This window comes from Flaviaestuariibacter terrae, assembly GCF_054777635.1.
Genome location: NZ_BAAHAL010000008.1, coordinates 1,879,281 through 1,901,659, shown reverse-complemented (window position 1 = coordinate 1,901,659; position 22,379 = coordinate 1,879,281). Strand labels below are relative to the sequence as shown.

Annotated in this window: 21 protein-coding genes; 7 read left to right on the top strand and 14 right to left on the bottom strand. The window is 47.9% G+C overall.

Annotation, left to right across the window (positions count from 1 at the left end):
* Nucleotides 1–256: 256 nt before the first annotated feature.
* Nucleotides 257–1,246, top strand: a complete 990-nt coding sequence (locus ACYU7Z_RS16270) for an aldo/keto reductase (protein ID WP_460572373.1) — start codon at nucleotides 257–259, stop codon at nucleotides 1,244–1,246.
* Nucleotides 1,247–1,269: 23 nt separating this feature from the next.
* Nucleotides 1,270–2,298, top strand: coding sequence for an LLM class flavin-dependent oxidoreductase (locus ACYU7Z_RS16265; RefSeq protein ID WP_460572371.1), 1,029 nt, complete (start codon nucleotides 1,270–1,272; stop codon nucleotides 2,296–2,298).
* A gap of 37 nt (nucleotides 2,299–2,335) precedes the next feature.
* Here ACYU7Z_RS16265 and ACYU7Z_RS16260 read toward each other — a convergent pair whose 3' ends face one another.
* On the bottom strand, nucleotides 2,336–4,825 hold the full coding sequence (locus tag ACYU7Z_RS16260; protein ID WP_460572369.1) for an ATP-binding protein: 2,490 nt from the start codon (nucleotides 4,823–4,825) through the stop codon (nucleotides 2,336–2,338).
* Nucleotides 4,826–4,952: 127 nt separating this feature from the next.
* Between ACYU7Z_RS16260 and ACYU7Z_RS16255 the strand changes: the two genes are divergently transcribed.
* The 3 genes from ACYU7Z_RS16255 (at nucleotide 4,953) to ACYU7Z_RS16245 (ending at nucleotide 7,411) form a co-directional block, all read left to right on the top strand.
* On the top strand, nucleotides 4,953–5,759 hold the full coding sequence (locus ACYU7Z_RS16255) for an alpha/beta fold hydrolase (protein WP_460572367.1): 807 nt from the start codon (nucleotides 4,953–4,955) through the stop codon (nucleotides 5,757–5,759).
* Nucleotides 5,759–7,003: an ATP-binding protein gene (locus ACYU7Z_RS16250; RefSeq protein ID WP_460572366.1), complete on the top strand. Its 1,245-nt coding sequence runs from the start codon at nucleotides 5,759–5,761 to the stop codon at nucleotides 7,001–7,003. Before ACYU7Z_RS16255 ends, ACYU7Z_RS16250 begins: the two co-directional genes overlap by 1 nt.
* 261 nt (nucleotides 7,004–7,264) lie before the next feature.
* Nucleotides 7,265–7,411, top strand: a complete 147-nt coding sequence (locus ACYU7Z_RS16245) for a hypothetical protein (protein ID WP_460572365.1) — start codon at nucleotides 7,265–7,267, stop codon at nucleotides 7,409–7,411.
* 176 nt (nucleotides 7,412–7,587) lie between these two features.
* Here the strand turns inward: ACYU7Z_RS16245 and ACYU7Z_RS16240 are convergent, their stop codons facing one another.
* The 4 genes from ACYU7Z_RS16240 to ACYU7Z_RS16225 all read right to left on the bottom strand — a co-directional run bounded on the left by ACYU7Z_RS16240 (nucleotide 7,588) and on the right by ACYU7Z_RS16225 (nucleotide 13,022).
* Nucleotides 7,588–8,706, bottom strand: coding sequence for an acyltransferase family protein (locus ACYU7Z_RS16240; RefSeq protein ID WP_460572364.1), 1,119 nt, complete (start codon nucleotides 8,704–8,706; stop codon nucleotides 7,588–7,590).
* Between the two features lie 418 nt (nucleotides 8,707–9,124).
* Entirely contained in the window at nucleotides 9,125–10,426 is a 1,302-nt protein-coding gene (locus ACYU7Z_RS16235; RefSeq protein WP_460572363.1) for a PIN-like domain-containing protein, read from the bottom strand.
* A 33-nt stretch (nucleotides 10,427–10,459) separates the two neighbouring features.
* Entirely contained in the window at nucleotides 10,460–11,206 is a 747-nt protein-coding gene (locus tag ACYU7Z_RS16230) for a DUF6602 domain-containing protein (RefSeq protein WP_460572362.1), read from the bottom strand.
* Nucleotides 11,207–11,372: 166 nt separating this feature from the next.
* Nucleotides 11,373–13,022 (bottom strand): class I SAM-dependent methyltransferase, encoded by a 1,650-nt coding sequence (locus tag ACYU7Z_RS16225; protein WP_460572361.1) that lies wholly within the window; start codon nucleotides 13,020–13,022, stop codon nucleotides 11,373–11,375.
* A 289-nt stretch (nucleotides 13,023–13,311) separates the two neighbouring features.
* Between ACYU7Z_RS16225 and ACYU7Z_RS16220 the strand changes: the two genes are divergently transcribed.
* Nucleotides 13,312–14,028 (top strand): hypothetical protein, encoded by a 717-nt coding sequence (locus ACYU7Z_RS16220; RefSeq protein WP_460572360.1) that lies wholly within the window; start codon nucleotides 13,312–13,314, stop codon nucleotides 14,026–14,028.
* Nucleotides 14,029–14,088: 60 nt separating this feature from the next.
* Here the strand turns inward: ACYU7Z_RS16220 and ACYU7Z_RS16215 are convergent, their stop codons facing one another.
* Complete coding sequence (locus ACYU7Z_RS16215; RefSeq protein WP_460572359.1) at nucleotides 14,089–15,222, bottom strand: hypothetical protein; 1,134 nt, start codon at nucleotides 15,220–15,222, stop codon at nucleotides 14,089–14,091.
* A gap of 48 nt (nucleotides 15,223–15,270) precedes the next feature.
* On the opposite strand from ACYU7Z_RS16215, the gene ACYU7Z_RS16210 reads away from it, so the two are divergent.
* Entirely contained in the window at nucleotides 15,271–15,495 is a 225-nt protein-coding gene (locus ACYU7Z_RS16210; RefSeq protein ID WP_460572358.1) for a helix-turn-helix domain-containing protein, read from the top strand.
* Between the two features lie 5 nt (nucleotides 15,496–15,500).
* Here the strand turns inward: ACYU7Z_RS16210 and ACYU7Z_RS16205 are convergent, their stop codons facing one another.
* The 8 genes from ACYU7Z_RS16205 to ACYU7Z_RS16170 form a co-directional block, all read right to left on the bottom strand.
* A complete protein-coding gene (locus tag ACYU7Z_RS16205) occupies nucleotides 15,501–16,571 on the bottom strand; it encodes a hypothetical protein (protein ID WP_460572357.1) in 1,071 nt (356 codons plus the stop codon).
* A 10-nt stretch (nucleotides 16,572–16,581) separates the two neighbouring features.
* Complete coding sequence (locus ACYU7Z_RS16200; protein ID WP_460572356.1) at nucleotides 16,582–16,824, bottom strand: helix-turn-helix domain-containing protein; 243 nt, start codon at nucleotides 16,822–16,824, stop codon at nucleotides 16,582–16,584.
* Nucleotides 16,825–17,181: 357 nt separating this feature from the next.
* Nucleotides 17,182–18,324: a tyrosine-type recombinase/integrase gene (locus ACYU7Z_RS16195; RefSeq protein WP_460572355.1), complete on the bottom strand. Its 1,143-nt coding sequence runs from the start codon at nucleotides 18,322–18,324 to the stop codon at nucleotides 17,182–17,184.
* A gap of 192 nt (nucleotides 18,325–18,516) precedes the next feature.
* Nucleotides 18,517–19,371 (bottom strand): SMODS-associated NUDIX domain-containing protein, encoded by an 855-nt coding sequence (locus ACYU7Z_RS16190; RefSeq protein ID WP_460572354.1) that lies wholly within the window; start codon nucleotides 19,369–19,371, stop codon nucleotides 18,517–18,519.
* On the bottom strand, nucleotides 19,368–20,258 hold the full coding sequence (locus ACYU7Z_RS16185) for an AAA family ATPase (RefSeq protein ID WP_460572353.1): 891 nt from the start codon (nucleotides 20,256–20,258) through the stop codon (nucleotides 19,368–19,370). Before ACYU7Z_RS16185 ends, ACYU7Z_RS16190 begins: the two co-directional genes overlap by 4 nt.
* 2 nt (nucleotides 20,259–20,260) lie before the next feature.
* Nucleotides 20,261–20,767, bottom strand: a complete 507-nt coding sequence (locus ACYU7Z_RS16180) for an HORMA-1 domain-containing protein (protein ID WP_460572352.1) — start codon at nucleotides 20,765–20,767, stop codon at nucleotides 20,261–20,263.
* Nucleotides 20,767–21,741 (bottom strand): CBASS oligonucleotide cyclase, encoded by a 975-nt coding sequence (locus ACYU7Z_RS16175; RefSeq protein WP_460572351.1) that lies wholly within the window; start codon nucleotides 21,739–21,741, stop codon nucleotides 20,767–20,769. The genes ACYU7Z_RS16180 and ACYU7Z_RS16175 overlap by 1 nt, the downstream gene beginning before the upstream one ends.
* Nucleotides 21,742–21,910: 169 nt before the next feature.
* Nucleotides 21,911–22,309 carry a MerR family transcriptional regulator gene (locus tag ACYU7Z_RS16170; RefSeq protein WP_460572350.1) on the bottom strand — a complete coding sequence of 133 codons (399 nt, stop codon included), beginning with the start codon at nucleotides 22,307–22,309 and terminating at the stop codon, nucleotides 21,911–21,913.
* Nucleotides 22,310–22,379 lie beyond the last annotated feature (70 nt).

The window sequence follows — 22,379 nt, the reverse complement described above, 5'->3', positions numbered from 1 at the left end:
CAGACGGTTGATCTATGTGGAGCATGCCTTAGCCCCGTCGCATTTCCGACACTTCCCATATTGCGAGGCCGGTTGCTTCGCTGCGCTCGCAATGACGTACAAATCCAGCTTCCGCAATGACGGGCTCGAAAACGTGGCCGCGCTTCGCGCAACTACAAACTCCCAAACTACAAACCACAAACTTCCCTCGCGTTCCGGCGCTAGGTTTGCTATGCAACCTTAGGAACCCCAAGAACCTTAAGAACCTTTCTTTTTTATGCGCACGAAACAACTGGGAAACTCAACGTTATTCGCATCCCGCCTCGGCCTTGGCTGCATGGGGATGAGCGAGTTTTATGGAACTCCCGACGACGCTACGTCGGAGCAGGTGATCCGCAGTGCCTACGAGCAGGGCATTACCTTTTTCGATACGGCCGATATGTATGGCCCCTACACCAACGAGGAGCTCGTGGGCCGCGCCGTAAAGCCCTTCCGGCAAAACATCGTGCTGGCCACCAAGTTCGGCATCGTGCGCGATGCCAACGACCCGTCGAAGCGCGGTGTCAACGGGCGCCCCGAGTACGTGCGGCAAAGCCTCGAGGGCTCGCTGCAGCGACTCGGCACGACCGTCATCGACCTCTACTACCTCCACCGCCGCGACCCGGCCGTGCCTATTGAAGAAACAGTGGGTGAGCTTGCCCGTCTTAAAGAAGAAGGAAAGATCCGCGCCATCGGTCTCAGCGAGGTCAGCGCCGACACGCTGCGCCGCGCTCACGACACGCATCCCATCGCGGCCCTGCAAAGCGAGTACTCCCTGTGGACCCGCGACCCCGAGGACGAGATCCTGCCCCTCTGCCGCGAGCTCGGCATCGCCTTCGTTGCGTACAGCCCGCTTGGACGCGGCTTTCTCACGGGCCAGCTCAAAAGCTACGACGACTTCGCCCCCGATGATTACCGCCGCCACTCGCCGCGCTTCCAGGGCGCCAACTTCCAGAAGAACCTCGACCTCGTAAGCAGGATCGGCGAGCTGGCCACCGCCAAGGGCTGCACGACCGCCCAGCTCGCGCTGGCCTGGGTGCTCGCGCAGGGCGACGACGTATTTGCCATTCCCGGCACCAAGAAGCTCAACTACCTAACTGAGAACGTCGGCGCGATGGATGTGACGCTCACGCCCGAGGAGCTCGAGCTGCTCGACCAGGTGGTTCCGAAAGGCGCTGCCGCCGGCGAGCGGTATCCCGAGGGGATGATGAAGAGCGTGAATCAGTAAAGGCCCACGCCTAGATTTGTTGGATGCAATTCGGTCTATTCAGCTTCGGCGACATTGGCAGCAACCCGGCCAGCAACGAAACCATCACGGCGCAGCAGCGCCTGCTGTATTTACTGGACGAAGCGGAGCTCGCCGAGTCGGTGGGCTTCGACGTGTTTGGTGTCGGGGAGCACCACCGCGTCGACTATGCCGTGTCGGCGCCGGCCGTCGTGCTGGGCGCCATTGCTGCCCGCACGAAGCGCATCCGCCTTAGCAGCGCTGTGACGGTGCTGTCGTCGGAAGACCCGGTGCGTGCCTACGAGCAGTTCGCTACCGTAGATCTACTGTCGGGCGGGCGTGCCGAGCTCATGGCCGGCCGCGGCTCCTTTATCGAATCGTTCCCGCTCTTCGGCTACGACCTGAAGGATTACGACACACTCTTTGAGGAAAAGCTCGAGCTCCTACTGCGCATCCGCGACTCAGTAATCGTCAACTGGCAGGGCAGGCACACGCAGACCATCAGCCAGCGTCCCGTATTTCCACGGTCGCTGCAGGAGCCGCTCCCCGTGTGGATCGCCGTCGGCGGCACCCCCGAAAGCGTTGTACGCGCCGCCCAATACAAGCTGCCGCTGGCGCTGGCCATTATCGGCGGACAGCCCGCGCAGTTTGTGCCGCTGATCAACCTGTACAAGGAAGCCTGGGCAAAAAGCGGCCACGATGCGGCGGCACTGCAACTGGCCGTCAACGGGCATTGCTTCGTAGCATCCACTACGCAGGAAGCACGCGATACGTTCTGGCCACCCTATGCATCGGTAATGACGCGGATCGGCCGTGAGCGCGGCTGGCCGCCGATGACGCGCGCTCAGTTCGACGCGGCCTGCGGCCCCAATGGCGCGTTGCTGGTAGGATCGCCGCAGGAAGTGGCCGACAAGATCGGGCGCTACCGGGAGCTGTTTGGCAATACCCGCTTCGCCGCGCAAATGAGCATCGGCGCGGTGCCGCAGGGCGCCCTCATGCGCTCCATCGAATTGTTTGGAAAGGAAGTGATCCCCAGGCTCGCGACGAAGCTGTGAGCCACAAAATAACAGGAGGATACCGTAGAAATACAGGCTAGCGCGCAGCGGTATCTACCGGGAGCAGCACGATAAACGTCGCACCTTCGTCCGGCCGCCCCTCGGCGCGGATGCTGCCGCCATGGTTCTCGGCCACCTTCTTGCAGAGGGCGAGCCCGATACCGGATCCGCCATAGGAGGCACGGTCGTGGAGCCGCTGGAAGATCGTGAAGATCTTCTGGGCGTGCACCGGCGAAAAGCCGATGCCGTTGTCGGACACTCGGATCTCGTAAAAGTCCTTTGCTTCCTCGCGCACAATGCGGCAGCTGATATCGATCCGCGGCGGCCGGTCGGCGCGCGAGAATTTCAGCGCGTTATTTACCAGGTTATACAGCAGCTGGTGCATCTGCAGCGGTATCGCCCGGATCACGGGCAACTTGCCGGAGCTGATGACGGCACCCTTCTGGGTAATGAGCAACTCGAGGTCCTGGCGCACCTGCAGCAGCACTTCGTTGAGGTCCACTTCCTCGCGCTGCTCCACGCGGTCGAGCGAGGCATACTCGAGGAGGTCGCGAAGCGAGCGGCTCATACGCTCGGCGGAGGCGGTGATCTTTTCAAAACGGCTGCGCGACAGTTCGCTCAGCTGGTCGTATTCATGCTCGCGGATATAATCGGCAAACATGCGGATCTTCCGCAATGGCTCCTGAAGGTCGTGGCTCGACACGTAGGCAAACTGCTCAAGTTCGGCATTGCGCCGTTCTAGGGCCTGCGTGCGCTCTTCCACCTGCCGCGTGAGCTCGGCGGCGAATTCCTTTATCTCGGTGATATCCTGCACCACGCCCAGCAGCTGCACCGGTTTTGCGTCTTCGAAGAATACACGTCCGCGGAAGCGGCACCAGCGGGTACTGCCGTCGTCGCGCAGCACGCGGCCTTCGTAATTGAGATAGCCATCCTTGTACGCACGTTCGTAGGCGGCGGCACGCACGGGGCGGTCATCGGGGTGAATGCTGCGTACATAGGCTTCGCGCTCGGCCGAGTGGGCCACACCCATGATATCGGACATCCGCGGCGAGGCCACGATCTCGTTGGTCTCGAGGTTGACGTCGAAGGTGCCGAGATCCGCCGACTCAATAGCAAGCCTTGCCCGCTCGCCGGCAACCTCAATGGCGTGCCGCGCAAGCACCTTGTCGGTTACGTCGATCACCAGCGCCAGCAGGCGGGTAAAGGTGCCGTCCTGCTCGCGCAGCGGCTCGTATACAAAGTCTACGTAGATCGTTTCTTCGATACCATTGCGGTGAATGCTGACTGATGTTTCGCGGCCGATATACGGCTTCCCGCTTCGCAATACGTTTTTCAGGATCTCGTCGAAGCCCTGGTTGCGTACTTCGGGAAGGCCCTCCCAGAGAGGCCGGTGCTCGAAGGCTTCGCGGCTCCGCTGCACAATGGCGAGGTACGCATCGTTGACCAGCTCCACGTAAAAATCTTCGCCGCTGAGAATGCAAATGCCCATCGGCGCCTGCATGAAGAGCCGGCGCAGGTTATCCTCGCTTCGCGCCAGCCGCACCCGGGCGAGTTCCTCTTTTTCGAGGGCTGCCGTATGGGTCAGCGCGCCGCCGATATGCATGGCGATGCTGCCGAGAAACTGCCGGTACCCGTCATCAAAGGGACGGCGCGGGCTGGATGCGCAGAGCAGGAAGCCGCAGATGTCCTCGCCGCCACGCGTAAGCGGAAGCAGGAAGGCTTCGCGGCTCGGCTCGGGCCAATAGCCGGGCCAGCTGCGGATCTCTTCGCTGTCGAGCAGGAGCTCCTGTGGCTTGCCGTTTTGCAGCACGGCATCGAAGGGCCAGAGCCCCTCCGGGATGACTGCGCCTTCGGGAACACCGGTGCTGCGTTCCAGCTTCGGTGCCGCACCCGGCTGCAGCGAATACACCAGGGCAAATGGAACGGAGATGGGAATGGTCGCCAGCACGGCGATCGCACGGTCGTAGACGTCGCTTTCGGTGCGCGCCGTTGCGAGCTGGTGCACGAGGTCGTGGAGGAAGCGGTTGCGCCGCTCGTTGATGATACGGTAGGTCGTCTCGATGCCCGCATTGAACACACCGGCTACGGTGCCGTCGGGTTGCAGGATCGGCGAAAGGCTATACTCGAAATAGGTTTCTTCCGTAAACCCGAAGCGGTGCATCGGCAGAAACGCGTCGACAGCGCGGAAGGAGCGGCCTTCGGAAAGGACCGCCTCGAACTGCGGGCCCACGGTGTCCCAGATGTCGGGCCATACCTCGCGCGCCGGCCGTCCGAGCGACCAGGGATGCTTGTCGCCGGGAATAGAGCTCCAGGCATCGTTGTAAAGCAGGAGGAGGTCTGGACCCCAGTAGATCGCAATAGGAAAGCTGGCGTTGAGACAGATGCTTAGCGAGGTGCGGAGCAGCAGCGGCCACTCGTCTACCGGGCCTAGCGGGTGACCGGACCAATCGAAGTCGCGGATACGCTCAGCCATACGGCCGCCGGCCTGTAGGAAGCGAAACGATGTGGCGGGCTGGGTGAGATCCATGTGCAATTGGTTCCGAAGGGATTCCGGCTATTTCGGTAAAGTTACGGAATGGCAAATCCCGAAGCTGTTTGCCGGCCAATGTTTAACTTAGCAAGGTACTATACCACCCTTACCCTTAACAATCCCAATGAATACGTCCGTAATAAAACGTAACAACGTCCATGTATTTGGCGAAGGCAGCCAGCCGATGCTTTTTGCCCATGGCTTCGGCTGCGACCAGAATATGTGGCGCTACCTCACTCCGGAGTTCGAAAAAGAATACAAGATCATCCTGTTCGATTATGTAGGCGCGGGCAAGTCCGACATCTCGGCCTACAACCCGGAGCGCTACGCCAGCCTGCAGGGCTATGCGCAGGACGTGCTCGACATCTGCGAGACGCTCAACCTGCGCGACGTCATCTTTGTCGGGCATTCCGTATCGTCGATGATCGGCCTGCTCGCGGCCAATACCGATGCGCGCTACTTCGAGCGGCTGATCATGGTCGGCCCCTCGCCCTGCTATATCAACGACGCAGGCTACACCGGTGGCTTTGAGCGCAAGGACATCGAAGGCCTGCTGCGGACCATGGACCAGAATTATATCGGCTGGGCCAACTTCCTGGCGCCCGCCATCATGGGCCACAGCGATCGCCCCGAGCTCGGCACCGAGCTTGCCGAAAGCTTCTGCTCCACCGACCCCGGCATTGCCCGCCGCTTCGCCGAGGCCACCTTTTTTTCCGATAACCGCAAAGACCTGAAGCAGGCGCCCGTTCCGTCGCTGCTGCTGCAATGCACCGACGACATCATCGCACCGCTTGAGGTCGGCGACTACCTGGCGGCAACACTCCCCAACAGCACGCTGCGGGTTATGAAGGCCACCGGGCACTGCCCCCATATGAGCGAGCCCGCCGAAACCATTCATCTCATCAGGGAATACCTGTCAACCGCCGTCTGATGGAAACGCAGCTGCCCGAAGGTCCCTGCCTCAACTTTGTCACGAGCGACGACGGTACAGTCCTTGCCGTAAATGGAGCGCTGTGCCGGCGGCTTGGCTATGCGGCAACCGATCTGGTAGGCCGCCGCTGCGACCACTTTCTCCCGCTCGCATCGCGCATCTTCCAGCAAACGCATCTGTACCCGCTGCTGAAAATGCAGGGATATGCCGAAGAGATCTTCCTGCACCTGCGCACCCAAAGCGGTGAAGACCTCCCGGTGCTGCTGAATGCGGAGCGTCACGACGGCGCATCGCCGGTGATCCATTATGCCGGTATCGTGGTGCGGCACCGCAAGGAATTCGAAGAGGAGCTTATCGCCGCACGCAAAACCGCGGAGGCGGCGCTGCGCGAAAACACGATGCTGCTCGAAGCGAAGCAATCACTGCAGGAGCAAAGCACCGAGCTCGATCGCCAGATCGAGCGGGTGAAGCAGCAGAACAGCGAGCTCCGCCAATTCAGCCGCGTCGTTACGCACGACCTGCAGGAGCCGATGCGCAAGCTGCTGGTATTTGCCGACATGCTCCTCGACGAAAGCGCCGACGCTGTCCGGAGCCCGATCCTCGAGAAGGTGCGCCGCGTATCGGGCCAGCTGCGCGATATCATTCACGGACTGCAGCAATACGTGTGGCTCAGTGAGGCCACGCTGCGCTGCCAGCCCATCGAATTTGAGCCGATGCTCCGCGCCGCGGCCGCGCGTGTTGAAAGCGATCACGAAGGCGTCAGCCTGCGTGTTGAGTCCATCCCCAGTGTTCGCTTCGAAGCCGACCGCGAGCAGGCCAGCTGGATGCTCTACGAGATCCTCAACAACGCCGTCCGCTTTCGGTCGCAGCCCGATTCGGCACGGGTGGAAGTGTTTGCCGAAGTGCTGCAGCAAAACCGCTTCCGGCATATGGAAGATCGCTATGACTATATCGACTACCTGCGGCTCCGCTTCCGCGATGATGGCCGCGGCTTCGACCCTGCGTATGCCGGCCAGGCCTCGGAGCTGTTCCGCCGCCTGCACAACGACAGCGGCCGCGGTATCGGGCTGGCTCTGTGCCACAAGATCATGGATCACCACGGCGGCACGATACGCCTCGACAGCCAGCCCGGTGTAGGCACGACCGTTACGCTGCTCTTCCCCCTCTCCGGCAGCGCCAAAATGGACGGCGAGCAAGCCCCGATGGCCGTGCACGTGCCCCTGCAAACAGGAGGCGACAGCTAGCGACGGCAGCGAAGACCGGGCTCAGCGGTTTAACGTTCTTTATCTGCAGCGGTGGGTAACTTTAGTAGCTAAAAGCAAACCCTATGAACAAGCAACTCAATTGCTGGAAATGCGTGGCGCTCCTCGCCACCCTGTACACGGTCTCCCACGCCATGCTCGGCTAGTAACTGCGAAACCGCGCCGTATGCGCGGTTCGTTTCTTAAGAATTTACGGAAGACAAAATGGAGGCAGGTCATCGCCTGTGTTACAACACTGCGACGATGCAGGATCCTGTTGCCCGGGCTTACGCCGATGAGGCCACCGGCAGGACGATCACTGACGCCGTCGCTGGCTTCGGCCATCTGCAACAAGCCACTTCAGCAAGTACTGAAGCGCTGAAGCCGGGAAGAAAAAAGAAGGTGTTTTAAATAGGTTAGCAACAACAGATATTCGATTACCGTGCCAAAAGACCGGAGCCTCGTATTTCCGGCTCTGTGGCCCGCGTAGGGCAAAGTATACGGCCCCGTTGCCCTATCAAACAGGGAGCATTGCAGGAGTCCGACCGGCTCATTCGTACGTTGGAAATACCGGCAATCATTCCGCCTTAGGCGGCAACCGACGCCAGTGGCTGCTCTGCGCCCGGTGGCTCGGGCTTGGGCTTGAGCAGCGAGTAGCGGGCCGGTCGCACAAAGAGGAAGGACAGGAAGTTGTTGCGCACGAGTTGCCGGAGAACAAGTGGGCCCACCACACCCGCGGTCGTTACGGCGATGGCCAGCAGGTCTACATTGTTGGCGATGCCACTGTGAACGAGCAGAAGTCGCGTAGCGTGCGCGGGGAGGAAAAATCCGAGGTAGACGATGATCGAATTGCGCCCGCAATACCGCAAGGGGTTAGCCAGCGTTACCCGCGACAGGAGCGCCGATATGGTTACCACCGCAGCAGCACCCACGAAGCCGAGGAGCAGTGATACAAAGGGCTTGTCGCCATACCCGGCAAAGACAACCGCCCCATTGCCAACGGCCCAGACGACCAACAGGATCATGGCGATACGGGGCTTTGCCTGAACGGCAGCGGCGAGGGCAAAGATCTTCGGCGCCAGCAAATAGCCGGTAAAGAAGAAAACAAAACGCTCGGCGGTTTGGTCAATGATGATGGAGCCTGTTTCGATCGGTAACACCTGGAGCACCGCCGCCACTGTAAAAACGAGTACCGGGCGAACCCGGCGCAGGAGCTTGCCAATGACGAAGAATACCGCGAGGAGGTAGATGAACCATAGCGTTCCCAGCGGCTGGATAAACGTCTGCAGGTACAGGAAGAACGTGCCGCGCGCACCTGCCTGGGCCATTGTTTCGGGCGCTTTCACCAGGAAGTGTATCGTGACCCATATCGCGTAGAAGTAAGCGAAGTGAACCACTTTCTTGTCGAGGTAATATCGCCAGTTGCGATCGATAACACGCGCGAGGAAGAGCCCCGAGATCAGGAAAAAGTCGGGCATGCGAAAGGGTTTCGCGAAGGCCACGAGGTAATCGATGTAGCCCTGCCGGCCCATCGATTCTTCAACAGCATGCGTGGAGTGAAACATCACCACGAGAATGATACAGATGCCCTTGGCACAGTCGACCCAGTCGAGGCGTCGTACCGGATTGTCTTGAACGGAATCGGTTTTCGCATGGCTGACAAATAGCCTGTTGAAGACTCCTGCAGCTTGTTTGTTGAGGTACATCGCCTGGGGTTTAGGGTGAAACGATAGTTTCGTTAACCAGGGTCCAGACCATTAAAGTGCGTTGCTGTTGTGCGCTGAATGCTGTTGCATCGATTGCCGAAGCTCTTGTAGTATCTCTGCTAGTAAGCTGTTCTTTCGGCGTTCATGTAGTCGGGTGTCTGGTTAGCAAGGATAGTAAGGCAAAAGAATCGTGCCATCGAAAGCCTCCGGAAATCAAAAGGGACAGCGCGTGAACACATCCGGAATTCCGGGGAAGTCGTTGCTTATTTCCCGATACAGAAAGTAAAACTCAGCGAAAAATGGTGGCTTCTATCCAAAATTGTGACCAATTAGTAACAAACTTCGCGATAGAAACGATTTATCGGCTTTCTAAACAGTCTTTCTAATTTGAAAAGATCTTTAAGTTTTCACTCCAAACCTACTGAACTGCTGTATAGCCGTACAATGAGTCAAAATCCGGCAAATGGGAAGGATTAATGCGATCTCTATTAGGAACGATAATATCAGAAATCATTTCCCTGATATCAGTATCGAAACGAATCCAATAAATCTGATTGTTATTATAGCAAGCAGCAACTAAATCATTTATTTGCTGATCAGTAAAAGTATCATAATTAGACAACTGAACTAATAAAGCTCGGGCATCAGCAAAAGTTTCACACCTAGACAACTCATCGATCAATTCATCCTTAATTTCATTTTCAATCGTTTCACGAGTCTTAGGCTGAGTTACGTTTTTGACATCTTCAATGACGCCAGCCTCTATCATGGCTTGCAAATACAAACCGGCCTTGTGAATAAACGTACTAATATTATACATCCAAAAGAGTTGCCCCGCTTCATCATTAACCTCTTTAACTAATTCATATCTAGGAGTCTTTACGTTATCGTTGCCATCTAAGTTCCACCAATCACCTTTCATGTCATTGATAACAAGCACCACATCCTTCTTATCTTCTTTACACTTTGACAACAACTGCTTCCAAGAAATCAAATCGCCGAATTTTTGAAACCCTTCCTTGTTATCATAGTCAAGATATCCTGGGGGAATAGAGTTTCGAAACCTTATTTCACCCTCTTCGACAATTGTCATTATTTCGGTGTAAGAAGATGGCTTCGTAGAATTAAAGGCATGCCCTAATAATGACAGCAAAGTATCATTTGATAACGTTTGTTGAAGTAGACTTTTCTGACTTTCTATTTTCTCTTCAACAGTTTTTCTGAAATTACTAACCACGTTACAATAGCTAGCTAATGTCTGATCTACACTCTTTGTCTCTTTCTCAAATGAATCAAAATCAACACCTTCTAAAAATGGATGTTTATCACTTTTAGAAGTCTTTTCCTTTAGTGTTTTCAATTGTCCTAGCATATCACCTCTTAAAGCCTTAGTGAGCATTTTTGTAATACCTTCGATTTCCTCAAGATGGCCGCCATCCTTACTGCCTTTCGTCTTACTCTTTAAGCTCTCATAAGTATCGATTGGCTTGCTAAACACCTTCTCTCTATTTTTCAAGAATTCGAACTCAGTTTGCTGAGTTATCCACAAACGGCCAGCTAAAGCCTTGAATATCTTCTCAAAAATCTCGTTCCTTGAGTGTTCCGAAAAATAGTAGAAGTCAAGTAATGATGAAGTGTCGAAAAACACATACGCTGACTTGAAAAGTTGGCTCTCTTTCTCTTCATCAATCTTATACAGATCAAAACTTTGCACGTTCATAACATTCTATTACAAAAGAATCTAACTAGTTTCTCAAAAGGTGTTTCTTACCTGAATGGCTTTATCGACTGGAAACCACAGATTACTATTTTCAATAACTGACGTCCCACTTATCCAATCAATTAAGTTCGATATAAAGAAAGAGAACGAAAGTTCATTTATCTCGTAAATAAAATGCGGATGTTGATTATTCTGCAATTCTTGACCCCAAAATTTGTAAAACCAATCTTGATTCAATGCAATATGATTAACGCAAAAGTTCTGACGATTTTCACCAAGCCGTTCCCAAGGCTCCTTGATTGCATTTACAATAGGATCCAACTCATTAACTGTCGAGTTATAGGAAAATACCCCGTTAAACAAAGGCTTGTCATCATTTACTCGTGCTTGATAAATGAATCGCCCATTTTCATTAGCTTGGCTAATAACCTTTTGTAGCCCTTGATTTGTAGCATTTGCCTTTACCTCTATAATACCCAGAACAGAGTCAGCCGTTAAAATCACAAAATCATTCTCTTTAAATAGTACCGGATAGGCGCTATCGTATATAATTAGATCAATCTGTTTAGAAGGCTCATGATTGCCTCTTTCTCTCGTCTGCCTAATCACGAATCCACTTCCAATCCTAAGCCTCTCTGGCAAGAAGCGTTGAATCATCGTTTTTAGAACGGCTTCTTTATACCTACCGTCTTCTCCCCAATGCTTTATCAGATTCCGAACTCTGTCCTTGATTGCTAATAATTCTCTAGCAGTAGATTTATGGAATTCAATGGTGTCCATACAATTAGTTTAGGTCATTTGCAAATAGCAAAATTCGAAACGCAAAATATGAAAGTTGCCTTAGAAACTGACACCCTATTGCTCCCAAACTTGTTGAAGACATATAAAAATGCAGGCATTATACATGCCTGCATCTGTGACAGCAAAAAGCATATAGTATGCCTGCTTATAACTTCCTTCCATTTCGCCTGTCAGACAACTTCTTCCAAATACTTCGCAATAGAAGCACATCTTTCTTTTTAAATCCAAGCCTCTCAACTAAAATAGCTTGGTCGTTCAAATCCAGCACCTCGTCAATACGTTTTTCCCTTAACATCTTATCTACTTCCCCGAAGTCTACCATTGGTCCCTCAAAAAATGGCAAAGGGATTTCTTCAATCTCAGTTGGCTCGAACGTTAAAACCCCTCCGCCATAACTCCTACCAAGAATTTCAGAAAAAGCAAATGTCATCGAGTTCAAAAAAGAAAGTGCTACGCTTTTTTGACAATAACCTTTATTGATCGATGCTCGATGAATAGTATCAGTAGAAGAAGCATCGGTTTCATTAACTATAAGCTTTGGATAATCACCTACTTGGCGTAGTGCAAATGCATTGGGCCTACGAAGCGAGGGTGTTATATACCAACGTTTCCGAATTCGGCACTTATATCCGGTATTATACCCTTGTGCTTCACCAAAAAGGATATACTTCTTACAAGCCTCCGGAAGTTCTTCAAAATCAACATTAGGAGGAATGAAAAGATAACAAGTCAAATCAGCTTCTAAGTTGGACGTAAAGTCGGCTTCAGTGAATAACAAGCCTTTTAGGTGTGCGGACCGACTTACGACTTTCTGTGTATACTGTTCGAGGCCCCACTGCTCTACTTGATGCCTTGAGAGCATGAAAAAGTCGTTCCTTCCAGTGACAATCCCAACGTCAACACTCATAAAGTCTTTACAAGCACCAATCCTTGAATCTCCTTTTACGCGCCGTAGAAGATCAATTTCCTCCTCCTCCAAAAAGTATTTAGTCCACTTCTCAGAGCTATGGTCTAATGTTTTCACCTTCGAACGGTGTATTTCCTCCACCTTTAATTTGGATAAATCATCGAGAGTATCAAGTTCCACAACTCGTATTCCACGACTTTGTTCCACATCCTTCTCACAAAGAAGCAAAACTACCTCTTGCTGTATATCACTGAACACTAGTTTCTTGAATGTTATGATAGTGATACGCGGAAAAAACTTTGAAAGGAAGACTCTTGTTTCTGCCGCATATTTCACCTGAAAAAGTTCTGCAGGAATAACCATTCCTAACTTCCCGCTTTTATTTAGAGCGTTGGCAGAAAGCACAAGAAATGGCACCCAGATATTAGTAAGCTTATTGGGATTCAATCCCATCTCCTTCATCATAGAGAACGCCCGTTCTCTATGCTCCGGCGGGAAGTTTTGATAGCGGATAAATGGAGGGTTACCCAGGATCACATCGTACGCATTCTGACCACTAGCACTTTCTAGAAACTCAAAAAAATCAGAGTTAATAATCGTATCAGAATTTACGCCAAAGGAACCAGCTCGCATTTTCGCCTTAGCTGCTTCGCTTTCAAGAAACTCTACCCCCTTTATGTGTCCATAAATAAGCTCCCTTTGAGCCCCCAATTCAAGAAATCGTTTGATTGCTGCCTCAATAAAGTTCCCATCCCCACAACTGGGCTCTAATACACGCTCGGCAATACTCGTAATGCCCCATTTGCAAATGAATTCTGCAATAGGCTTAGGAGTATAATAACCACCACGTAGCTTATCTGCAACTTTTTTATCAACTTTCGTTTGCATGCACTATTCTTCGTTTTAATAAATTGATAATAAAGCTACTAGCTCTATTCGGACCGTCTCATCCCTTTTTACTGCTTTCATCTTAACACACTAATCCCAATAAGCAACACACAACAAATGTCAGCTAATTTTTTTAGTATTGATAGTAATTTAGTAACAAAATGTTAGAAATTATTACGGTGTCAATTATTGTTTTTTCAGAAAAGGCGATTCATTTGCACTCAACTAGAATTCGTTACCCTGTAATTTCTTCAGAGGTAGCCGGTTAAAAATGAATTCGGAATAAAATATGGCAGCACTTCAGCCGATGCCTCCTATTAATATTTTGGACGAAACGTTACATGCGTTTGGTCAAGCCTGGTTAGCTAATGGCCAAAGCCTTAGCCGCACACCTCCAAATTCTTCAGGCCAATTAGGTCAAGTTTTTGATTTAGCAGTCGGCCGAGCGCTGGCGGCAATGTTGGGAAATATCCCAGTGGTTACACAAGTAAATTCTAATGCTCTAAAACCCGATCTGCCTGATAGTGTAGAAGTGGGACCTGTACGCATAGTAGGCGGCGTGCGTCCACAAAACTTTGATGTTGGTTATCGACCAGATGGAATTCGTTTCGCTTTTGATTCTAAGACCTTAAATGACTCTAAAAGCGTTGGAAAGAACTGGCAGAACATGATCAATGACCTTGCTACGGAAGCCACTACAGTACACAGCAGGTTTCCACATGCCGTGGTTGCTTTCCTTGTGGCTATCCCAAGCCCCTGCATTAACGGAAACCGTTTAGCAGCTATCATTCAAACACTTGAGCGACTAACGCGTCGAACAAGCGTCGAAGATCCCGTTTACAAGGCGGAAGCGATTAGCTTAGTTATTTGGGATCCGGCGACAGGGCTAATCAACACTGAAATACCAAATCCCAACTCACCTCTTAGGCTTGACACTTTCGCAGCGCAGATAGAAGCAGCTTATGTGTCCAGATACAAAGGCCTACCGCCGCATGCGAGTGAGTAGATTTTTACGACTATCTGCTTTCCTGGTAGACCAGTCTTGCTTTTAGATAAAACCAAGAACTCAATTAGTGAGCGGATTACTAATAGTTATTTCCTTGATAACCAAACCCAATTTTTTGATCCGTACATCACTGCTCTCCATTTCAGACAAGGCAACATCATAATCGTCATTTGATAATGATTTGCCAGTGGCGGCAAATTGAACAGATATGTTGCAGTTTTCAAGTTTTCCTCCCTTCCAATTTAGCACCAAACCATCTGCATCTGTTTCTAAGCTATTTATCAAAAACTCTCGCTCATTGATTTTCTGTACATCTGCGGGACTCATGCCGATTTTCAAATTATAAGGAAGTACCCAAAATGACGCCTTCCTTTTGATCCTGATAATATCCAAACGATCCCCCGCAAAATAAAATACAGATTCTTTAATTGTTCCTTCAAAAGCACAATACTCATAGCCCATATTTTGCCCTTCAAAGCCTCCAGCAGCACGTTTCTTTACGTTTTCCTGTCCGAAATGTTCTATGAGCTCACTTGGTGTATTTAAACCAAATAAAGCAGAAGCCGAAGAATTATATTCAGTCGACCGGCTTGAAGCCGGTTGGGCGCTATCCGTATTGAAGATTAAACGATCGCCCCTTTTCTCTATAAGCCCCTGTGGAGCCTTATTATTTAAGATTCGCAGAAATACTCTAACTAATGCAGAATTCCCTTGCAATACATCCATCAGTCGCTTCTTTTTTTCGTCTTGTGTTGCTCCGGCTACCGAACTGTTGTAAATTATAAAGCCGTCACCCGTTTTTGCCTCACCAGATTCCCCCAATTCTAATTTATAACCTTCGGAAGCGCCTTCAAGTTGCAAGATGTCATTCGAATAGGTGTAATGTTTTACGATAGACTTAGTTCCACTCTTGGCTTCGACACATTCAAATGAATTGCAATAAACAGTTTGTGTGAGTTGCACTTGCTCCCCTGAAATAAAATCCAACTCATATTCTTCAACCGTTCCTCTGTCCAGGTTAGCATTTAGAGTGTATAGCTTCTTACCTAAAAGTGGGCTAGAAGTACAAGAACAAAAGATAACGACGAGAATTACAGCAGTTAACTTCTTTAACGAATGCTTCATTTTCTGATTTAGGTTTAGTTTGGTTGCATTATTACTTACCCCGACTAAAAATACTTTCTTTCTCGACATAACATACATGTTATGTTCACATACATGTTATAATTTTTCCTTGCGGATGTGAACAACATTCGCGATGAGCAATTCATCAAGGCATTTGGTGAAAACCTAAAAAAGCTAAGGCTTCAGCGGAAATATTCCCGCGAAACCCTAGCTGCCTATGCGAATATTGAGGCTATGCAAGTCTACCGAATTGAGACTGGGAAAGTAAATACTACGATTTCTACCGTGAAAGCACTAGCAACTGCATTGGAAATTACCCCGGCGGCACTCTTAAATTTTTGATTTTCTTATGCCACGTAATATTCTAGCAACTCGAGATCTTCAAAGGGAATTTGCCTCACCGCAGATTTTTTCCCTTCATATTGAAAAGAGAGATCGAATTGCAGGTGATTAAAGATTCGGTCTAGTGCATCAGATTCAATTAGAAATTTGCCAAGTTCAGGATAGCGAGATCTTATTGGCTCGAATCCTGAGTAAGCTAAAGAACTGTATTGCTCGCGGTTCTTGCTTGTATAATCGCCTAAGAGATGATAATTCTCAAAATTTGGCATTACCGCTTCTGCAACTGCTTGATTCGGCAATTCTTCTCCGAATAGAAACCCGATGCAAGCGAAATGGTTTTCCTGCAAAAACAAAAGCCCATCAATTGTATTTGTGGCAATAAGACTCTTGCGAAGACAGATATTTTCTGAAAGAACACCATTATACAAATGCTCTTGCCCATAGAAATAGAATTCTGGCTCATAACCCCATTTATGAAGTTTTTTTGTCCAAGGATTATACAATAGATAAAATTGTCCTTTCCGAATTTCCAGTGAATAAAAGGCTTCCATAGGATTTGTTACGTCAAACTGAAAGAAAGCATCCCGTTCTGGAATATTGAATGAGTGAACTAGTTGAACTGGGTATTTTGGCTTCTCAGTCAAAAATGGGAGCGCTGCTAGAAAGAAGTGCTCATACTTACCGGATGTTCTCTCATTGAAAAGCGTTAGGTAAGATTTTTGAACATCGCACACATAGGTCTCAATTGAATTGTCCTCAACAACGCTTGTGCCGTTTTGCAGATTTTCGATCATAGCTATAATAGAAGGAAAGTCTGCCTTTTCGTCAAGTTTATACAGGGTAGCGACGAATCTAAAGATATCGCCCCACTCCTTGGTATGATGGTCGTAAAAAAGATACCGCTTCTTCTTCTCGTTGAAGTAAACGCTAAAACAACCTTCCCCAGGACTAATAGGGCTGTCTACATTCCGGACGTTTTTCTTTTTGACCGGATCCATTTCAAGGTAAGGCACTAAAATTTGAAAAATTTCCAGTCCTCCATTTGTCTTCTGCAAAATCTCTGGTACGCTTGGCATAAGTCAATTTTTAAGCAGCCTTCTTTGTTGGCTTGACCGGATTTTGCATTAAGAATTCATTCACTTCGTCCAATCGGAAATAAATCATTTTACCTGACGGCCTGTAAAATTTGATTTTCCCGTTGCTCGTCAAGTGGTAGGCGTGTTGCTTTGAAAAGCCTGTATAGCTACAGAACTCTTCAAGATTAAGCATCTCCTTTTGGCAGGTTAGCAGCAATTGGATTCGCCTCAGCTCTTCAATAATCTTGTTCATATTTTGAATTTGAATGCAAAATATTTGAGAAAGAAGGTCCTTAGCTGTTTAGTATAATGAGCAACCATATATGTTGTGATTATGAGATCAAAGCTGTATTTTCTATATAGTATATACAGTAATACAAGATCATCTAGATATTTTGACTTTAAGGAGGGTTAACTTAAATTATATTGGATATCACTGTATTTAGTAATACATCTGAATGCTCTTTATTTAGCTTACGCTTCTCAATAGAGCGCTTCAAAATGAAAATGGTGTCGAGTTACAGAATATTGCCTATAGCCGCTATATAGGAAAGCGTAACATAAAAAAAGGAGCATTTCTGCTCCTTACACATCTACATATTTAGACTCTTTAGATCAAAGCCGGCATTTTGCTTACTGCATCCTTCTTCGTTTTGTCAACAATGTGCAAGTAGTGCATAGTTGTCTTGATATTCTGATGTCCCAATAGCTTCGATACGGTAAAGACATCTGTGCCGAGAGACAATTGCATTACTGCTTGAGTGTGTCGGGAGCAATGGAAGGATATCTTCTTGTCAATGCCTGCCTTTTTCACCCACTCTTGAAGCATTTTGTTTCGATGTGCACTGTATTGCAGGTTGCTGAACACCAAATCCTCCTGCTCACCCCGCATTCCTATCAGCTTCAGTGCATTCTCCGAAACAGGCAGAATTTCCGGCTTCTTGGTCTTCTTCTGTATGTATTGAATGTAAAGTCCATGCTCTTTCGATTCTCTAATCTGTCCCCATTTCAGGTTCTTTATATCAGAAAACCTTAATCCAGTAAGCGATCCAAAAAGAAAGGCTTTGGCCAAAATCGGATCCTCACAACTTGTATTCGCCAAAACCTTCAACTCCTCCACTGTCAGAAATTCCCGGTGAACCTGCTGCCCTTTTATACATTTAACCCGCAAAGCCGGATTTTCCTTTATCAGTTTGTTGATATATGCTTCTCTCAGAGCAGCTCTTAATTTGTTGAAATACGACAATGCTGTATTGCGATTCAGCCGTTGAAACTTAATCCCTTTTCTAACTTTACAAGCAAGCAGATATTCTTTGAATGCTTCGAGGAACTTTTCATCTATTTGATCCAGCCGAACATCTTTCCCATTCACAAAATCTGACAAATGTTGGTAGGTGCTCAGCCAGTTCCCATGATTGCCAATAGAGTCGAACTTCTTATCAACAAGCTGCTTGAAATAAACCAACACGCCAACCTTTCCCTTATCCTGGCTTACAAAACCATAATTAGCGTTCTGGCTATCGAGTATCCGTTGGGCTTGAATTGACTTGGCCAGAGACTCCGTTTGCTTGTTATGATCCTTTTCGATCTGATTCTTTGGCTTATCGTAGAGGAATAGATCAAGGAACTGATATTCCCGCTTTTGATCCGGCCCGAAATAATAGACAAGATAGAGGCTGATTTTCCGAGCACGCCCGGATGCGGCGTTTTCCTTTGACAGTTGGCCTTTGCGTTTTAAGAGATATACTTTCATAGTGTCACTTTTTATTTTGTTACTAATTGTGACACTAACATTCCGACCGAAAATTACTCTAGGCAACAGTTTACCTTAAAAAATATGTTGAAATAATAATAGAATGACTATTCAATTTCACTTGAAAACATCCAAGCTTTAGCATCTTAATAATGAAGGTGTTAGCTGGAAAAAACCGAACAGAACTTCATACTACTTTTCAGCAGAATATTTCTTATTGATGGCCCATTTAGTATGGGGGCCGATCTCATATTCTATTTCCATGGTACGCTCATCGAACCCTAGCGTTTGGATTAACTTTTCATCTGCCCATTTAATCAATTCAGTATCACCTTTAACACACAAATCTTCAAGAACCTTCGCCTGCTCGTCATTAGGCACTAGATCGAAAATCTCGAAAATCAAAATTTCTTGACAATCAATGTTTCGCGCTTTTTGAATAGGAGTCTGTATCGTAGTAACATACAAGTAGTCAATGTATCTAAATGCATGCTTATCGTCGATAATATTTGTTGTAAGTAATTCCTCGCAAAACTCTCTCCATTGGGATATTTCTCTATTTTCCTTTGAGTTAAACCAACGGATCATATTTAAAACATTACGTCCAGGAACACGAAATCGCAAATCGTTCTTAGCAATTCCATGGTCCGTATGGAATCTTCTATCTGGCTTAACGTCATATTTATAAAAAGTGGCTTGGGCTCCTTCCAAAGCCTTGTAAGCTCCTCCTACCAATTGATAAAAATTTCCTTTACGGTTTTTTACAAGAAGATACTTGCCACAACTTTTTATCCGAAACAGATACGAGATTGACATACGAACGTCTTGATTTCGGTATCTGATTTTGGTTTTATAAATTAAATCGAAGTTTTTTAACGCGAAAAGCGTCTCAACTAAAACAACATACAGTGGAGTTGTAATGATATTTACAAGTACTGCGACAAATACTGCAGGCCACGGATTTGCCGTATCTTGTGTTAGCAGCAAATAGGTAATTAATCCAATACCACTAGCCACAACAAATATCTCCGCTAATCTCCGTCTCATAGAATCTTAGGACTTGGTTTAACCTGCGCAATTACTTCTTTTACCGTTTGGAATGTAATCGGATTATCAGGAAAGCTCTTTGCGACGGCTTCCGGCAAGATCCTAAGCGATATATCAGAAAATGAAAATCCCAGTCCATTGTTTGCATCTGATCCAGTCAGCTCCGCTAGTTTCCTTATTTCGTTATCACTAATCGAAGAACCTTTAAGCGCCTTTGCCAATAACTCTGTGCGCTCCTCTAGGTCTGGGCGCTCAAACTCCATTATTATTGTCGCTCGCCTCAGGATTGCCTCGTCTATAAAATGCAGCCGATTAGTAGCCATGAACACGACAGCGCGCCCTTTTAGCCCACGCACCTCATCAATCTTTTGTATCAAAGTATTGACAGCAGCTTTCTCCTCTTGATGCATTTGCAGAGTTGAGCGAGTAGTTGCAATTGCATCTGCCTCATCGATAAACAAGAAAGCAAGACGCTTTTTACCTGCTTCGTGCTTCAAACGTTCAAATGCTGAATTAACCAGCCCACCCATTTGCCCATGCAACCCTTCGCCCCGAACTTTCGTACTTAGTTTTAGAAAGAAGCCCTGTTTGCCTAATTCTTTCACCATACGATTGGCAATTGCCTCTGCCGATGCCGTTTTACCTGTTCCAGCGTCACCAACCAGCAGTATCAATGGATAGCGATCTGCTATTACCTCCAATAAAGGCAATTCGACTCCGTGCTTCCTCTTGCTCCACGCAGTTAGTCCGTCTTGATCAAGTAATAATTTTAGATTATTATGTACTCGATTGAATCTACTTTCAAAACCTATCAGGTTCTTAGTCCTGTTCTCTACATCAGTACTGGGCAACTCTACGATGTTATCGAAAATGCTATCTTGATTCATGCTCATTTAAAATTATCTTTCTCCAATTGATACCCGTTACTCGCGTAGGTTTGGGCGCTTTGTTTTGCTAAATGCGGAAATTCGGTATTTAGACTACTTGGAGACCAATTAATCTTGAAGCTATTGTTCCTTCTGAAGGATGTTCGAGCATCCTCTGACAATGAAAACCAAGCAGAAGTATATTCCAATGTTACGGTTAATGAAGTATTGGGTTGACATGGCCAGTCGTTGCCACCAGCACGAGCACCTGAAATTGCGGTTCCAGAGTCATTTACAGTAAATCGCGTCGCTTGAATTACAACGCCGTCAGCATCTTGTAATGAAATACTTACGCGGCGCAGATATTTGCTTTCTGCAAGCTTAATTATGTCATGAAAAACATCTTCAACATAAGATTGCGTCCATTTTTCCGTCCTCCTTGCGATCATCCGCAAATCTGCTTCGAATCCTTCAAAAGCTTTCCGAATATCAACGACTGTAAAGGTTGATGTGAATGTTCCGTATGACATTATTCCTCCTCGTTTATGTTAAAATAAGGACCGAAAACACTCTTCCACTCGGCAATCGTGTCTCCTGTATAATTTTTTGATTGAGCGATACTCAAAGTCTCAAATGCGTCGTTAGCCTCGGATTTAACTTCGGGCCAATTAATATCGTCTATTTTCTTTGCAGCATTGTTTTCCTTGTTTGTGGGATCAGCAACGAAGATGTTTGGCGTTGGATAGGGAATGTAGCCTATACTATTCTTAAAGCTGATAGTAGGAAAGCTTGGATCGCTTACTAACTTGAAAAAGCGGATAATGCCTTCTTCTATGTTTTTCTCGACACCTTTTTCAATCTCCAAATACGAAACTATAAGTTCAATTACAAATGAAGAGAGTTGGTCAAGCTCTTTATAGTTTCTCCACCATTTTAGCGCACGTACAATAGCTGTATAGCTTGTATTTCCGGCCCGCCTATCTCTGGCAAAATCTAACTGCTTGGTCACGCTAGTAATATATTTACCACCGCCACCACCCCGCTGAGGTTGCCATACGTACTCAGACTGACCATCAACTGGGACTACCGGTACGATATCTACTTCAAGTCCCGTTCCGGTAAACTTGATTTTGATAGACCGCGTTTTACCAGAGGCATCTACATCTCTGGAGATATCTTTTGTTGGATATATCTTCTCTAGGTATTCGACAACTTTATCATGAAGACCCTCGAGGTCATCTTGAAGATTCTCACCACCTTCAACATATAGCACCAAATCGATATCGATTGGATTTGCGCCTGTCGCACGAAGGATGGTACCCTTTTTCCAGGAACCGGCTATTATTACTTTGGTAACTTTAATACCAGTTGACTGATCTTCATTGATATGTTTTTCAAGATCTTCTTGAAGATTCGTGACCTGTGTACGGAACTTTGGCATATTGTCCCGCTTGAGTTTTATCCTGTTGACAAAGTTCGTTAAGTCAGTGTTTGTTAGTTTCATAGTTGATAGATGCCCACTTTTCATGCACGCCCTAGGTAATTATACTTGGCGCATCATACCCGAAGGCACCTACGCAATTTAATAATAAATGCTTTTCCGCTAAATATTTTAGGAGTATTCTTTCTCCACAATATGTGGAAAAGCCAAACATTTTAGCATCCGACTGTTACTATGATCCTGAAAATGAAATCGTTGTAGCTTGAACCAAACTTTTTATGTGCAATTGTAAGAAAACGTGCTTTTTGCCAACTTTCTGTGAAGCCACTTTACCTGAAAGCGTCCAACGCCTAAGCGTAAGCGGCGAGACATTTAATAGAAACGCGGCCTCCCTAAGATTCAAGTTTTCCTTTGCTTGGATTGCAAGAATTTCTCCTTCGCTGGTGAAACGATTCGGCTTTCTCCTAGCTTCTTCTTGTAATTGAACCGACTGTATCTTCTCTCCCCTTTGTTTTAGCTTGTATAATCGCTTTGCGCAAGCGTCAGAACATGTTTTTGAAGTAGTCTTCCTAGCGATGAACTCCGTTTTACAGAATTCGCAGGTCTTTGCAATCCGAATGTTGCTGCTCATACTTGTCTTAATGTATCATTTTGTATCAATCCGTATCATACTGTATCATTCCGTATCATTTCGTCTCTGG

Coding starts and splice junctions, on each gene's coding strand:
- ACYU7Z_RS16175 (WP_460572351.1), bottom strand. CDS start 21,741: ATGAAACTAACAAACACTGACTTAACGAACTTTGTCAACAGGATAAAA.
- ACYU7Z_RS16270 (WP_460572373.1), top strand. CDS start 257: ATGCGCACGAAACAACTGGGAAACTCAACGTTATTCGCATCCCGCCTC.
- ACYU7Z_RS16220 (WP_460572360.1), top strand. CDS start 13,312: ATGGCAGCACTTCAGCCGATGCCTCCTATTAATATTTTGGACGAAACG.
- ACYU7Z_RS16235 (WP_460572363.1), bottom strand. CDS start 10,426: ATGAACGTGCAAAGTTTTGATCTGTATAAGATTGATGAAGAGAAAGAG.
- ACYU7Z_RS16230 (WP_460572362.1), bottom strand. CDS start 11,206: ATGGACACCATTGAATTCCATAAATCTACTGCTAGAGAATTATTAGCA.
- ACYU7Z_RS16185 (WP_460572353.1), bottom strand. CDS start 20,258: ATGAATCAAGATAGCATTTTCGATAACATCGTAGAGTTGCCCAGTACT.
- ACYU7Z_RS16225 (WP_460572361.1), bottom strand. CDS start 13,022: ATGCAAACGAAAGTTGATAAAAAAGTTGCAGATAAGCTACGTGGTGGT.
- ACYU7Z_RS16265 (WP_460572371.1), top strand. CDS start 1,270: ATGCAATTCGGTCTATTCAGCTTCGGCGACATTGGCAGCAACCCGGCC.
- ACYU7Z_RS16200 (WP_460572356.1), bottom strand. CDS start 16,824: ATGAACAAGATTATTGAAGAGCTGAGGCGAATCCAATTGCTGCTAACC.
- ACYU7Z_RS16260 (WP_460572369.1), bottom strand. CDS start 4,825: ATGGATCTCACCCAGCCCGCCACATCGTTTCGCTTCCTACAGGCCGGC.
- ACYU7Z_RS16215 (WP_460572359.1), bottom strand. CDS start 15,222: ATGTCGAGAAAGAAAGTATTTTTAGTCGGGGTAAGTAATAATGCAACC.
- ACYU7Z_RS16180 (WP_460572352.1), bottom strand. CDS start 20,767: ATGTCATACGGAACATTCACATCAACCTTTACAGTCGTTGATATTCGG.
- ACYU7Z_RS16205 (WP_460572357.1), bottom strand. CDS start 16,571: ATGCCAAGCGTACCAGAGATTTTGCAGAAGACAAATGGAGGACTGGAA.
- ACYU7Z_RS16170 (WP_460572350.1), bottom strand. CDS start 22,309: ATGAGCAGCAACATTCGGATTGCAAAGACCTGCGAATTCTGTAAAACG.
- ACYU7Z_RS16240 (WP_460572364.1), bottom strand. CDS start 8,706: ATGTACCTCAACAAACAAGCTGCAGGAGTCTTCAACAGGCTATTTGTC.
- ACYU7Z_RS16195 (WP_460572355.1), bottom strand. CDS start 18,324: ATGAAAGTATATCTCTTAAAACGCAAAGGCCAACTGTCAAAGGAAAAC.
- ACYU7Z_RS16190 (WP_460572354.1), bottom strand. CDS start 19,371: ATGAGACGGAGATTAGCGGAGATATTTGTTGTGGCTAGTGGTATTGGA.
- ACYU7Z_RS16250 (WP_460572366.1), top strand. CDS start 5,759: ATGGAAACGCAGCTGCCCGAAGGTCCCTGCCTCAACTTTGTCACGAGC.
- ACYU7Z_RS16255 (WP_460572367.1), top strand. CDS start 4,953: ATGAATACGTCCGTAATAAAACGTAACAACGTCCATGTATTTGGCGAA.
- ACYU7Z_RS16245 (WP_460572365.1), top strand. CDS start 7,265: ATGCAGGATCCTGTTGCCCGGGCTTACGCCGATGAGGCCACCGGCAGG.